Raw genomic sequence first — 12,362 nt, 5'->3', positions numbered from 1 at the left:
CCGAGCGGGCGGCCCGGCATCCCGCCAAGGGGTGCGGCGAGATCGCCGCGAGATTCGGTTGCGCGCCCCTGCGGGGGCGGAAACCCGGATCCGGCAACGATCATGACGTCATCCCGGCCGATGCGATTGTACTATGTCACATGCCACACATGCGGGGTTTGCTGTGTGTAGTCAGAGGCATCCCCCACGTCTTGCTTTCCGGGAGCGTGAACTCGGCATGGGAGGATCTGCCGATCGCTGTGACCAGCGGCGGAACGAGCAGGGGAGATGTATGACGGCCGCGGAGGGTCATCCCTCGTTGACTCTGCCTTCGTTCGGCGTGCGCCGGAACCTGCGTGACGAGATCATCGAGACGTTACGCGCGGCGGTGATCTCCGGCGAGCTACGGCCGGGAGTCGTGTACTCCGCGCCGAGCCTGGCTGCGCAGTTCGGCGTCTCAGCCACCCCGGTGCGGGAGGCGATGCTCGATCTGGCCAAGGAAGGGCTGATCGACGCCCTGCGGAACAAAGGGTTCCGGGTCACCGAGCTGTCCGACAAGGACCTCGACGACCTGAGCGAGCTGCGCGCCCTGATCGAGGTGCCCACGGTGCGGAGGATCGCCGAGGCCGGTGTCGACCAGTCGGTGATCGACCGGCTCCGGCCACTGGCCGCCGGTATCGAGGAGGCCGCCGAGAGGCGCGATTTCATCGCTCACGTCGCCATCGACATGGAGTTCCACCTCGAACTCCTGGCCCTCGCGGGCAACCCGCATCTGGTGGAGACGGTGCGCTCGCTGCGTTCGCGATCGCGCATCTACGGGCTGCGCAGCCTCGCCGAGCGTGACGAGCTGGTGCCCTCCGCGCACGAGCACGCCGAGCTGATCGACCTCATCGAGGCGGGGGACGCGGCGGGAGCCGAGCGCTTGATGCACCGCCACATCCGTCACGTGCGGGGGATCTGGGCCGAGCCGCAGCCGGACCGGGACGATGCTTGAGCCGTCCCGGTGCGGGCCGCGGCTCCCGCCGGTAGCGCGTCGGCCGCGGACCCGCAGGATCGTGGTGCGAGTAAGAGTCAGAGAGCCGTCGGGACCGCAGGACCCGACGTGGTCAGTTCGTTCCGCTGCACCACGCCGTCCTTGACGACCAGTGCGACGCGGCCGGTCGCGGTGATGTCGGCGATCGGGTCACCGTCCACCAGGATCAGGTCGGCGAGCTTGCCGGCCGTCAGCGTGCCGAGATCGTGCGCGAGGCCCAGGTTCTCCGCGGCGGCGCTGGTGGCGGCGACCAGGACCTGCATCGGCGCCAGCCCGTGCTCGACCATCAGCGCGAGCTCGCGGGCGAGGTCGCCGTGGGCGTTGAACGGGGTGCCGGCATCGGTGCCTGCGGCGATCCGCATGCCGGAGGCCACCGCGGCCGCGAAGCTCTTGCGCTGTTGCTCCGCCTCGGACGCGGCCTTGTCGACCACCCACGCGGGGATGCCCTTGGCCTGGCCGTTGCGGATGATCCCGTCGACGGCGAGCATCGTCGGGACGAGGAACGTGCCTTGGTCGATGGCCAGATCGAGCAGCTCGTCGTCGAGGTAGAAGCCGTGCTCGATCGAGTCGATGCCGGCGAGCAGGGCGTTGTGGATGCCGGCCCGGCCGATGGCGTGTGTGGTCACCCGCCGGCCGGAGTTGTGCGCCACCTGCGCGGCGGCCGCGAGCTCCTCGGGCAGCAGGGCCGTCTGGGTCGGCGTGACGCCGGGGGTGAGCACGCCCCCGGTGGCCATGATCTTGATGACCGCGGCGCCTGCCTTGATCTCCTGACGGGTCGCCTTGCGCACCTCGTCGGGGCCGTCGGCCTCGCGGCCGATGAAATGCCCGTGGCCTCCGGTCATCGTGATGACCCGGCCGGCGGCCTGCACCCGCGGCCCGGGTACCGCTCCGCGTTCGATCTCCTTGGCCAGCTCGACGACGACGCCGTCGGCGGCTCCGCAGTCGCGCACCGTGGTCACCCCCGAATGCAGGGTGGCCCAGGCGCTGCGGGCGGCCCGGAGAGTGGCCTTGGGAATGCTGTCTCCGGCGGCCTGGGCGAACGTGTCCGGTGCCCCGTCTGCCGTCAGGTGCACGTGACAGTTGATGAGGCCGGGCAGCAGCGTGCGGCCCTCGCCCTCCACCACGGTCTCCGGGGAGGTGACGGGCGCCTGATCGGCCGGACCCATCCAGGCGATGCGGCGGCCCTCGACCACCAGCGCCTGGTCGGGGACCGGTGATGCGCCGGTGCCGTCGATGATCGTGACGTCGCGGATCAGGAAGCTCGGAGTGCTCATGAGGCCTCTCGGGAGTGGGAAGGGAGGAGGCGAGGGCCGGTGCTCATGCCGCCGGCCGGTCCACGACCTGCATCCGGGGGTCCAGCGCGTCCCGCAGGCCGTCGCCGAGCAGGTTGAAGGCGAGAATGGCCAGGAAGATCGCGATGCCCGGGAAGGCCGTCAGGTGCGGAGCGCTGAAGATGAACTGCCGCCCTTCGCCGAGCATCGTCCCCCATTCAGCGGTCGGTGACTGCACGCCGAGGCCGAGGAATCCGAGCCCGGCCGCGAGCAGGATGCTCACCCCGATGCTCAGCGTGGCATGCACCAGCACGGGCGTCAGTGAGTTGCGAAACACGTGCAGGGTGATGATCCGCAGGTTCCCGGCGCCCAGCGCCCGCGCCGCCTCGACATAGGGCTCCTCGCGCAGGCTGAGCACCGAGGAGCGCACGAGTCTGGCGATCACCGGGATGACGCTGATGCCCACGGCGATGATCACGTTCTGCAGGCTCACCCCGAGCAGCGCGACGAGGGTGAGCGCCAGCAGGATGCTGGTGAAGGCGAACAGCATGTCGGCGAAACGGGAGACGACCAGGTCGGCCCACCCGCCGAAGTACCCGGCGACGATCCCCAGCGGCACGCCGATCAGCAGGCCGATCGCCACCGCCAGCACACCGATGAGCAACGAGATCCGGGTGCCGTACATGAGCCGGGTGGCGATGTCGCGCCCCAGCTGGTCGGTGCCGAGCCAGTGCGATCCAGAGGGTCCCTGGATCGCGACGGACAGGTCCTGCGCGTTCGGGTCGTAGGGCGAGATCAGCGGCGCGATGGCTGCCAGCAGGATGAACGTCAGGATGATCCCCAGCCCGATCAGCGCCGGGGGGTGGTGGCGGAAGCGCCGCCAGGCTCTCATCGGGTTCCCTCCACCATCTCAGTACCTGATCCGCGGGTCGACGACGACGTAGAGGACGTCGACGATCACGTTCAGGAGGATGAACAGCGTGGCGTAGACGAGGACGAGTCCCTGCACGACGGCGAAGTCACGGGCTGCGATCGAGTCGACCATCAACCGCCCGATACCTGGCCAGCCGAAGACCGTCTCGGTCAGGACGGCCCCGCCCAGCAGCGCTCCGAACTGCAGGCTGATGACCGTCAGAACCGGGATGAACGCGTTGCGCAATCCGTGGCGGATGATCACCGTGCCCGGCGGTGCGCCCTTGGCCTGCGCCGTCCGGATGAAGTCCTGTCCGAGCACCTCGAGCATGCTGGCGCGCGTCATGCGGGAGACCAGCGCGGTGGAGAACGCCGCGAGGGTGCCCGCCGGCAGCACGATGCTGAGCGGCCCCTCGCTGCCGGCGGCGGGCAGCCATCCCAGCGTCACGGCGAACACCAGGATCAGCAGCAGGCCCAGCCAGTACACCGGCATGGACACGCCGGCCATCGCCACGCCGGAGATCACGTGGTCGAGGACGGAGTTGCGCCGCACGGCCGCGATGACTCCCGCCGTCACCCCGATGACCGAGCCGACGAGGGTGGCCACCGCCGCCAGTGTCAGCGTGGCCGGCAACCGGGCGACGATCTCCGTGACGACCGGCCGCGACGTGCGGGCCGACTCGCCCAGGTCGCCCTGCAGCACGCCGGAGATGAACGACCAGTACTGCGACAGCAGCGGCTGGTCCAACCCCAGCTGGGCGCGGAGCCGGTCGACCTGTTCCGCGCTGGCGTCCAGACCGGCCAGGACCCGGGCCGGATCGCCGGGCAGCACCCGCAGCATCAGGAAGATCAGCACCGACACCCCGAACAGGGTGATCAGCGACAGCAGCAGCGTGCGCACGATGTGTGCTGCGGTGCCTTTCATCGTGACAGCGCCCTTCGTCGCGCCAGGCCCTTCATGCGCGGCTTCCCCTTCTGCATGTCCGCGGCCGCTCCCGCCCCCGTGCCGGAGGCGGGAGCGGCCGCATGGTCTGGCTCAGCTCGCCGGACGTGCGTGGATGGCGTCGAACTTCTCGGTCGGTGTGGTGGTGATGCCGGTGACGTCGGTGGAGTGGACGACCGGGAAGGACTGGGTCCACAGGAAGATCCAGGGCGCCTGGTCCCAGATGATCTTCGACGCGTCGCAGTACATCTGCTTGCGGGCGTCCTGGTCGACCTCGGTGTCGGCCTGCGCCAGCAGCTCCTCGACCTTCGGGTCGGTGTAGAACGCCGTGCCCAGACCGGCCGGCGGGTGCGTGGCCTTGCGGAACATCTGCATCTGCATGTCGGCGTCCAGGTAGGCCGGCGCCCAGCCCAGCAGGTGCATGTCCACCGTGTTCGGCGACGGCGCCGCGTTCACCCGCGCGAGGAACGACGGGAAGTCGCTCGTCGAGACGTTCACGGTCAGGCCGACCTCACGCAGGTAACCGGCGACGGCCTCGGAGGCCTGCTGGTCCTGAACGTAACGGCCGCTGGGGGTGAGCAGGTCGAACGTCGCCCCCGCAACGCCGGCCTGGGCGAGCATCTGCCGGGCGCGGTCCGGGTCGTAGGGGTAGGTGCCGGTGCTGCAGTAGCCGAACAGGCTCGACGCCATCGGCGCGTCCATCGGCTGGGCGGCCCCGAACAGGACGCTCTTGATGATCGCGTCCTTGTCGACCGCGTAGTTCAGCGCCTGGCGCACCCTCGGGTTGGACAGCCGCGCATCGTTGTTGTCGAGCGCGATGAAGATCGAGCGGTCGCTCTCGCCGAGGATCACCTTCACCGCGGAGTTGTTCTGCAGCGCCTCGATGTCCGAGACCGGCGGCAGGATGATCATGTCCACCTGGCCGGCGAGCAGCAGGCTCTCGCGGGTGGCGGCTTCGGGAACCACCCGGAACTCGACGGCGTCGTAGTACGGCTTCTCGCCCCAGTAGTCGGCGAACTTCGTGACCTTGACGCTCTGACCGGCGACGTAGTCGGTGAACGTGTAGGGCCCGGTACCGACGGGGTGCTGGTAGTTGTCGTTGGTGTTGCCGTCGGCCGTCACCGAGGCCGGCGAGATCATTCCTGCCGTCGTCACCGACAGGGCGCTCAGGAAGCCCGGGGACGGCCTGTTCAGCACGATCTGGACGGAGCTCTCGTCCTTGGCCGTGACCGACTTGATCACCTCGAACGGTGCGCCCAGCGGGACGGTCAGGTTCGGGTCGGTGATGCGCTTGAGGTTGAACACCACCGCTTCCGCATTGAACGGCGTGCCGTCGTGGAACTTCACGCCCTTGCGGAGGGTGAGGTCGATCGTCAACCCGTCGGGGGACGTCTGGATGGTGTCGGCGAGGAGGCCGACGACCTTGCCGTCCTCGATCTTCACCAGCGTCTCGACCGAGTAGTCGACGATGTTCTGCACGGTCGTCGTGGTCTGACCGGCGGGGTCGAAGGTGTCCGGGTCGACGCCGATGGCGATCGAGAAGGACGAGCTCCCGCCGTCTCCCGACGACGCCGCCGGGTCCTCGGAGAAGCTGCAGGCGCCCAGGAGGAGGCCGGCCGCCACGACTGCTGCGAAGGCTCTTATCCGGACGGTGCGTCCTCGTGCTGTTGTGCTCATGGGCTCCTGCTTTGACGAAGTGGTGCGATGTGGACGTTCCGGGCTGGGGGCTAGGCGACCACCGGGCGGACCTCGGCGAAGTGGCAGGCGCTGGGGTGGCCGTGGCCGAAGCGGTCGACGAGCTGGGGCTCCTCCTCGGCGCAGATCTGCTGGGCCTTGGGGCAGCGGGTCCGGAAGTTGCAGCCGGACGGCGGATTCGCCGGGCTCGGTGCGTCGCCGGTGAGGATGATCCGCTCGCGGGATCCCCGCTTGCGTGGATCGGGGATGGGCACTGCCGACAGCAGCGCCTGCGTGTAGGGGTGCGCGGACCGGTTGTAGATGTCGTTCCGCGTCCCGATCTCGACGATCTTGCCGAGGTACATGACGGCCACGCGATCCGAGATGTGCCGGACGACCGACAGGTCGTGGGCGATGAACACGAAGGCCAGGCCCAGCCGTGACTGCACCTCGCCGAGCAGGTTCACCACCTGGGCCTGGATCGACACGTCCAGCGCCGACACCGGCTCGTCGAGGACGAGGACCTGGGGGTCCAGAGCCAGGGCCCGCGCGATGCCGATGCGCTGCCGCTGGCCGCCGGAGAACTCGTGCGGATAGCGGTCGGCCTGCTCCGGCGTCAGCCCGACGGACTCCAGGAGCGTGTCCACCCGCGCACGCAGATCACTGCCGGAGGCCAGGCCGTGGATCCGGTAGGGCTCGCCGACGATGGCCCGCACGGTCATCCGGGGGTTGAGCGAACGGTAGGGGTCCTGGAAGACGAACTGCACCTCCCGGCGGACGGCCTTCATCTTCGCGCCGCCGAGGTTCGTGATGTCGTTGCCCTTGAAGAAGACCCGGCCTGACGTGGGTTCGAGGAGCTTGACCAGGGTGCGGCCGGTGGTGGTCTTGCCGCACCCCGATTCCCCGACGAGCCCGAGGGTCTCGCCCGCGTTCAGGCTGAAGCTGACGCCGTCCACGGCGTAGACCGTGCCGATCTGGCGGCGGGTCACGCCGCCCCGGATCGGGAAGTGCGTCTTGAGGTCCTCGACCCGGAGGATCTCCGCTCCGTGCGCCGTGCGTTCGTGCAGGTCCTGGGGTGGGTTGCCGGATGCGTTCATGACGTCGCCGTTCCGAGTTGGGCGCCCATCTCGTCGGACACCACGGCCATCTCTGCGGGCACCTCGTCGGAGAAGTGGCACGCGGCCTGCTGCCCGTCGCCGACGTCGCGGAGCAGCGGCACCTCGGTACGGCAGATCTCCCGCCCCTTAGAGACCCGGCACCGCGGGTGGAAGGCGCAGCCCGTGGGCAGGTCGATCAGGTTGGGCGGTGAACCGGGGATCGGTTCGAGCTGCTCGACGTCGACGTCCAGGCGGGGAAGGCTGCTCATCAGGCCGAGGGTGTAGGGGTGCCGGCACGCGGCGAAGATCGAGAACACGTCGGCGACCTCCACCACCTTGCCGCCGTACATGACCACGACGCGGTCGGCGTTCTCGGCGATCAGCCCGAGGTCGTGGGTGATCATGATGGTGGCGGCGTTGGTCCGTTCCTGAGCGGTCCGGAGCACGTCGAGCACCTGCGCCTGGATCGTCACGTCGAGCGCGGTGGTGGGCTCGTCGGCGATGAGCACCTTGGGGTCGTTGGCGATGGCCATCGCGATCATCACGCGCTGGCGCATGCCGCCCGAGTGTTCGTGCGGGTACTGGTCGTACCGGCTCTCGGGGTCGGGGACACCGACCATCGCGAGCAGTTCGATCGCCCGGGTGCGCGCCTCGTCCCGTCCGATGCCGCGGTTGTGCAACCGGATCGTCTCCGCGATCTGGTCGCCGACAGTGAGCACCGGGTTCAGGCTCGTCATCGGGTCCTGGAAGATCATCCCGATCGCCCGGCCGCGCAGTTGCCGGAGGGCCTTCTCCGACATCTTCAGCAGGTCCTGGCCCTCGAAGAGGATCTCGCCGGCGACGATCCGGCCCGGAGGCTTCTGGATCAGGCCGAGGATCGACATGGCCGTCACGCTCTTGCCCGACCCCGACTCACCGACGACACCCAGCGTCTCGCCGGGATGGAGATCCCAGCTCACGTCGTTGACGGCCTTGACCACCCCCGCCGGCGTGACGAATTCCGTCGTCAAACCGCGGATCGATAGGACGGGATCGCTCACCAACGGGCCCTTCGTGACGGATCAGTTGGTGAAAAGTAGGGCAGATCGACATCGACTGGGTGACAGTCGTATAACGGCCGTGGATCATCGCCGTGCTACGCGCGTGATCGTGGATCGCTCTCCGCCCCCGCCCGGGCCCCGCGCGCTGTCCTGTTCGTCCCTACTAGTCCGGGTTCACCGGGTCCTGCCACACCTCCATCCGCACCATGCCGACGGCGCGCCCTTCGTCGTCGAGCAGGTGGCCCATGCGCTTCACCGCGCGCAGCACAACCAGCCGGTCGAGCACCTCGACGTCGGGCACCTTCTGCAGGAAGTCCTGCTCGAACCGGTGGACCTCCTCCAGGGAGGACAGCCAGGCGACCACGAGCAGGCTCGGCGTGCTGGCGAGAGTGGCGCACAGCCGCACTTCCCGCAGCCGTGCGAGCGTGGTGGCGACGTCGTGCAGGCGGCCGGCAGGCGCGTCCGCCGACAGCACCACCGACACCGGCCAGCCGGCGAGTGGTGCCGCCACCTCGGTGCGCAGCAGGATCGCACCGGAGCTGATCAGGCGGTCCACCCGGCGGCGCGCGGTCGGCTGGCTGATGCCCGTGACCTGCGCCAACGTGGCATAGGACGCGCGGGCGTCCACCCCGAGCGCGGACATGAGCTCGCGGTCGACGGTGTCGAGGGTGGCGGCGCGGGTCGGCGGAAGTGGTGCGCCACCCGCGGCGGCGGGGAGCACCCCGAGGCGCCACAGGCTGCCTTCGGCGTAGAGCCGGGTGGCGATCCGGGCGCGCGTGCCGGTGACGCCGGGCACCCGGTCCAGGCGCTCGAGCAGGTACCGCCCGAGCGTCGGCAGGTCGACCGCGGCGACGGTCATCAGCAGATCCCGGCCGCCTGCGGTGATGTCGACCGACAGCGCGTGTGCATCGCCTGCGAGTTCCTGTGCCACTCGCGTCTTCTCACTGGGCAGGCAGGTGACGTCGACGTACGCGAGGCACTGGGCGTGATAGGACCCCGGTCCGGGTGTGCCGGTCGCCCAAGCGGCGCCGGTCGAGCGCAACCGCTCCCACCTGCGCGACGCGGTAACGGGGTTCGTGCCCACGATCTCGGCGACCGTCGTCCACGGGGCCCGTGGGTCGCGCTGCAGCGCTTCCACCAGAGCAAGGTCGTCCTCGTCGAGCGCAACCGATCCCTGCATTCTGATGACCCTTCGTGACGGATACATGCAGATTGTCTCGCATGTTGGAGGAATCGACCAAACTTCTCCTAACGTTCGGCGGGTCGAGGTCAAGGGGGGCACGTGGCTGGGTCAGCGGCACTGCGCGAGGACGCGCACGCGATGCAGGGCGAGCTGGCGCAGCTGCGCCACCGGTTGCACCGCCGTCCCGAGGTGGGGCTGCAGCTCCCCCGGACGCAGGAGACCGTCCTCGAGGCGCTGGAGGGACTCCCGCTGGAGATCAGCACGGGCGAGGCGCTGACCTCGGTGACAGCGGTCTTGCGCGGCGGTCGTCCGGGCCCGGCGGTGCTCCTGCGTGGCGACATGGACGCGCTGCCGGTGCAGGAGGAGACGGGATTCGACTTCACCAGCGAGGTCGACGGGGTGATGCACGCCTGCGGTCACGACCTGCACACCGCGATGCTCGCCGGCGCGGCCCGGTTGCTGAGCGCCCACCGCGACCAGCTCGCCGGGGACGTGGTGTTCATGTTCCAGCCGGGCGAGGAGGGCTACGACGGCGCCGGGAAGATGCTGGCGGAGGGCGTGCTCGACGCCGCGGGCACGCGGGTGTCGTCGGCCTACGGCATGCACGTGATGTCCTCGGCGATCCCCCCGGCGCAGTTCATCACGCGGCCGGGCCCGTTGATGGCCGCATCCGACGAACTGCGCGTGGTGGTGCGCGGTGCCGGTGGGCACGGTTCGGCGCCGCACCTGGCGCGTGACCCGATCTCGGTGGCCGCGCAGCTCGTGGGCGACCTGCAGACCCTGATCACCCGGCGGTTCAACGCCTTCGACCCCGTGGTGCTCACGGTGGGCTCGTTCCACGCCGGAACGATGCGCAACATCATCCCGGACGAGGCGCGGTTCCAGGCGACGGTCCGGTCGTTCTCGGTGGCGGCGCGGGAGCAGATGCGTGTCGAGTCGGTGCGGCTGTGCGAGTCGGTGGCCGCCGCCTACGGCATGGAGGTGGACGCGCAGTACATCGAGGAGTACCCGGTGACCGTCAACGACGCCGACCACGCTGCGTTCGCTGCCGGGGTCGCCGCCGACGTGTTCGGTGACGAGAGGTACGCCCCGATGGTGCACCCGCAGACCGGAGCCGAGGACTTCTCCCGCGTGCTGGCCGCGGTGCCCGGCTGCTACCTGTTCCTCGGGGCGGCGATGGGCGAGGACTGGCAGACGGCCCCGAACAACCACAGTCCGCGCGCCCGATTCAGCGACTCCGTGCTCTCCGACGGTGTGCTGCTGCACGCCGAGCTGGCGGTGCGCGCGCTGGAGCGGGACTCCGCGGGGGCGGCTGCCGGCGCTGCAGTGGCCGGCTGAACCGGACGCGATCGGCAAGGAGCGGAGCCCGGCCGCCGACGCGATGCGCCAGCGTGGCCGGACTCGTTCTGAGTCAATAGTTCCTGGTCAGTGCGGTTCTGTTGTGGGGGATACCGTCTCCACGTCCCGTCGTTGATCGAGCTTGCTGATGGTGAGCGCTTGCAGTTGGAGTCGTGGGCGCGGTGCAGGACGGGTGCAGCGGGGTTGGCGTTGCGGAGTCGGATCGTGCTGGCGGCGGCCGATGGTGGGTCGAGTTCCGCGATCGCGGCTCGGCTGGGGGTGTCGCGGACGACGGTGCGGATCTGGCGGGATCGGTTCGCGCAGCGGCGCTTGGCCGGGCCGGTCGATGAACCGCGGCCGGGACGGCCGCGCACGGTGTCCGATGATGCGGTGGAGAGGTTGATTTCGGTCGGCCCGGCTGTCCGGTGATGATCGTCATTTGGGGCCCCATAACCGTGTATTGCCCGGTTTCCGACCCCGATCTGCTGATCATGGTCAGGTGCCGGGCCGACCGCCCGGGCGCGGCGGGCCGGCCTGCCCGGTGATCAACATTTGGGGCCGCGCAGCCGTATATCGCCCGGCTCTCGGTCCCGATCTGCTGATCATGGTCGTGTACCGGGCCGGCCACTCGGCACGGCATGAGCCGCCCGTGCCCGAGGGCTCACGATACTAGGACCTCGTGGGGTGGAGCTGCGCGTCGAGATCGGCCAGCACCCGATACGACGGCAGCACCGCCCGCACGCTCGACTCGGGTTCGCGGCCCTCACGGATCGCCGCGACGAACTCTCGATCCTGGCCCTCGATGCCGTTCTGCGGCACGGGCACCGCGGAGAGGTCGACCGGCTCGTCGTGGCCGGTGAACAGGTCGTCATAGCGCGCGAGGTACGTGCCCGTGTCGCCGATGTAGCGGAAGACGCTGCCGAGCGGGCCGTCGTTGTTGAAACTGAGCGACAGGGTGCACAGCGCTCCTCCGCTCGTGCGTAGCTGCACCGACATGTCCATCGCGATGCCGAGCTCCGGGTGGGTCGGGGCCGCCAGGATGTTCGCCGCCACCACCTCCTCTCCGGTCTGGTACCGGAGAAGGTCCACCGTGTGCGCGGCGTGGTGCCACAGCAGGTGGTCGGTCCAGCTCCGCGGCTCGCCGAGCGCGTTGATGTTCGTGCGGCGCAGGAAGTAGGTCTGCACGTCGAGCTGCTGCAGACTCAGCTCGCCGCGCCGGATGCGGTCGTGCACCCAGCGGTGCGAAGGGTTGAACCGGCGGGTGTGGCCGACCATGCACACCAGCCCGGTCTGCTCGGCGACCCGGGCGACGAGCTCGGCATCGGCCCAGGAGTCGGCGAGCGGGATCTCGACCTCCACGTGCTTGCCCGCCCGCAGCACGGCGAGGGCCTGCTGTGCGTGCAGCGGGGTGGGAGTGGCGAGAATGACCGCGTCGATGTCGTCGCGCGCCAGCACCTGGTGAAGGTCGCTGTCCGCGCGTGCCACGCCATGGCGGCCGGCGAGCTTCTCGGCCTGTTCGAGCGGAAGGCTCACCACGGTGTCGACCACGGCGTCCTCGATCGCCGACAGCGCGTCGAGATGCTTGGCCCCGAACGCCCCGGCTCCGACGAGCGCGATCCGTACCGGCGCCGTCATGCCGCGGCGTCCGGCACGATGTGACCGACCGCGGTGTTCGATGCCGGGACGTGGTCGTGTCGGTGGAGCTCCTGGTCGGACGGCGTGTTGATCAGCCCGGCGCACGGGCCCTGAAGTCGGTGGCTCATGCCACCAGTTCCCAGATCTGCACGTCCAGATTCTCGTCGAAGCTCTCCACCGCACGCCTGATGGCCTCGCCGAGCGACCAGCACCGGCTGCCCGCGGGATGATGATCACCGGTTCGGGACCTGCGGCCG

11 protein-coding genes and 1 pseudogene are annotated in these 12,362 nt (G+C 69.7%); 3 read left to right on the top strand and 9 right to left on the bottom strand.

The genetic code is table 11. The annotated features are described in order from the left end of the window. Nucleotides 1-271 precede the first annotated feature (271 nt). Nucleotides 272-973, top strand: coding sequence for a GntR family transcriptional regulator (locus tag MMF94_RS37995; RefSeq protein ID WP_241042323.1), 702 nt, complete (start codon nucleotides 272-274; stop codon nucleotides 971-973). A 77-nt stretch (nucleotides 974-1,050) separates the two neighbouring features. Here the strand turns inward: MMF94_RS37995 and MMF94_RS37990 are convergent, their stop codons facing one another. The 7 genes from MMF94_RS37990 to MMF94_RS37960 form a co-directional block, all read right to left on the bottom strand. Beyond that, nucleotides 1,051-2,286 (bottom strand): metal-dependent hydrolase family protein, encoded by a 1,236-nt coding sequence (locus MMF94_RS37990; RefSeq protein WP_241042322.1) that lies wholly within the window; start codon nucleotides 2,284-2,286, stop codon nucleotides 1,051-1,053. A gap of 43 nt (nucleotides 2,287-2,329) precedes the next feature. Continuing rightward, nucleotides 2,330-3,175 carry an ABC transporter permease gene (locus MMF94_RS37985; protein WP_241042321.1) on the bottom strand — a complete coding sequence of 282 codons (846 nt, stop codon included), beginning with the start codon at nucleotides 3,173-3,175 and terminating at the stop codon, nucleotides 2,330-2,332. An 18-nt stretch (nucleotides 3,176-3,193) separates the two neighbouring features. Next, nucleotides 3,194-4,120, bottom strand: a complete 927-nt coding sequence (locus tag MMF94_RS37980; protein WP_241042320.1) for an ABC transporter permease — start codon at nucleotides 4,118-4,120, stop codon at nucleotides 3,194-3,196. A 111-nt stretch (nucleotides 4,121-4,231) separates the two neighbouring features. Beyond that, entirely contained in the window at nucleotides 4,232-5,815 is a 1,584-nt protein-coding gene (locus MMF94_RS37975; protein ID WP_241042319.1) for an ABC transporter substrate-binding protein, read from the bottom strand. A 50-nt stretch (nucleotides 5,816-5,865) separates the two neighbouring features. Beyond that, complete coding sequence (locus MMF94_RS37970) at nucleotides 5,866-6,909, bottom strand: ABC transporter ATP-binding protein (RefSeq protein ID WP_241042318.1); 1,044 nt, start codon at nucleotides 6,907-6,909, stop codon at nucleotides 5,866-5,868. After that, nucleotides 6,906-7,919 carry an ABC transporter ATP-binding protein gene (locus MMF94_RS37965; RefSeq protein WP_241042317.1) on the bottom strand — a complete coding sequence of 338 codons (1,014 nt, stop codon included), beginning with the start codon at nucleotides 7,917-7,919 and terminating at the stop codon, nucleotides 6,906-6,908. The genes MMF94_RS37970 and MMF94_RS37965 overlap by 4 nt, the downstream gene beginning before the upstream one ends. Nucleotides 7,920-8,112: 193 nt before the next feature. Next, nucleotides 8,113-9,129 (bottom strand): Lrp/AsnC family transcriptional regulator, encoded by a 1,017-nt coding sequence (locus MMF94_RS37960; protein ID WP_241042316.1) that lies wholly within the window; start codon nucleotides 9,127-9,129, stop codon nucleotides 8,113-8,115. Nucleotides 9,130-9,270: 141 nt separating this feature from the next. Between MMF94_RS37960 and MMF94_RS37955 the strand changes: the two genes are divergently transcribed. Together MMF94_RS37955 and MMF94_RS37950 are read left to right on the top strand one after the other, a co-directional pair. After that, nucleotides 9,271-10,470, top strand: a complete 1,200-nt coding sequence (locus MMF94_RS37955; protein ID WP_241042339.1) for a M20 metallopeptidase family protein — start codon at nucleotides 9,271-9,273, stop codon at nucleotides 10,468-10,470. Nucleotides 10,471-10,560: 90 nt separating this feature from the next. Beyond that, nucleotides 10,561-10,878 (top strand): annotated as a pseudogene (locus MMF94_RS37950) (helix-turn-helix domain-containing protein); the annotation flags it as partial. Between the two features lie 261 nt (nucleotides 10,879-11,139). Here the strand turns inward: MMF94_RS37950 and MMF94_RS37945 are convergent. Beyond that, entirely contained in the window at nucleotides 11,140-12,105 is a 966-nt protein-coding gene (locus tag MMF94_RS37945) for a Gfo/Idh/MocA family oxidoreductase (protein ID WP_241042315.1), read from the bottom strand. Then, entirely contained in the window at nucleotides 12,102-12,233 is a 132-nt protein-coding gene (locus tag MMF94_RS43485; RefSeq protein WP_277398920.1) for a hypothetical protein, read from the bottom strand. Before MMF94_RS43485 ends, MMF94_RS37945 begins: the two co-directional genes overlap by 4 nt. Nucleotides 12,234-12,362: the final 129 nt, after the last annotated feature.

Source organism: Pseudonocardia alaniniphila, assembly GCF_022524485.1.
Taxonomy (GTDB): Bacteria; Actinomycetota; Actinomycetes; order Mycobacteriales; family Pseudonocardiaceae; genus Pseudonocardia; species Pseudonocardia alaniniphila.
Note: the sequence above shows the minus strand (reverse complement) of the source record. Positions and strands in the feature narration are given on the sequence as shown.

Coding starts and splice junctions, on each gene's coding strand:
- MMF94_RS37985 (WP_241042321.1), bottom strand. CDS start 3,175: ATGAGAGCCTGGCGGCGCTTCCGCCACCACCCCCCGGCGCTGATCGGG.
- MMF94_RS37975 (WP_241042319.1), bottom strand. CDS start 5,815: ATGAGCACAACAGCACGAGGACGCACCGTCCGGATAAGAGCCTTCGCA.
- MMF94_RS37945 (WP_241042315.1), bottom strand. CDS start 12,105: ATGACGGCGCCGGTACGGATCGCGCTCGTCGGAGCCGGGGCGTTCGGG.
- MMF94_RS37955 (WP_241042339.1), top strand. CDS start 9,271: ATGCAGGGCGAGCTGGCGCAGCTGCGCCACCGGTTGCACCGCCGTCCC.
- MMF94_RS43485 (WP_277398920.1), bottom strand. CDS start 12,233: ATGAGCCACCGACTTCAGGGCCCGTGCGCCGGGCTGATCAACACGCCG.
- MMF94_RS37990 (WP_241042322.1), bottom strand. CDS start 2,286: ATGAGCACTCCGAGCTTCCTGATCCGCGACGTCACGATCATCGACGGC.
- MMF94_RS37970 (WP_241042318.1), bottom strand. CDS start 6,909: ATGAACGCATCCGGCAACCCACCCCAGGACCTGCACGAACGCACGGCG.
- MMF94_RS37980 (WP_241042320.1), bottom strand. CDS start 4,120: ATGAAAGGCACCGCAGCACACATCGTGCGCACGCTGCTGCTGTCGCTG.
- MMF94_RS37960 (WP_241042316.1), bottom strand. CDS start 9,129: ATGCAGGGATCGGTTGCGCTCGACGAGGACGACCTTGCTCTGGTGGAA.
- MMF94_RS37995 (WP_241042323.1), top strand. CDS start 272: ATGACGGCCGCGGAGGGTCATCCCTCGTTGACTCTGCCTTCGTTCGGC.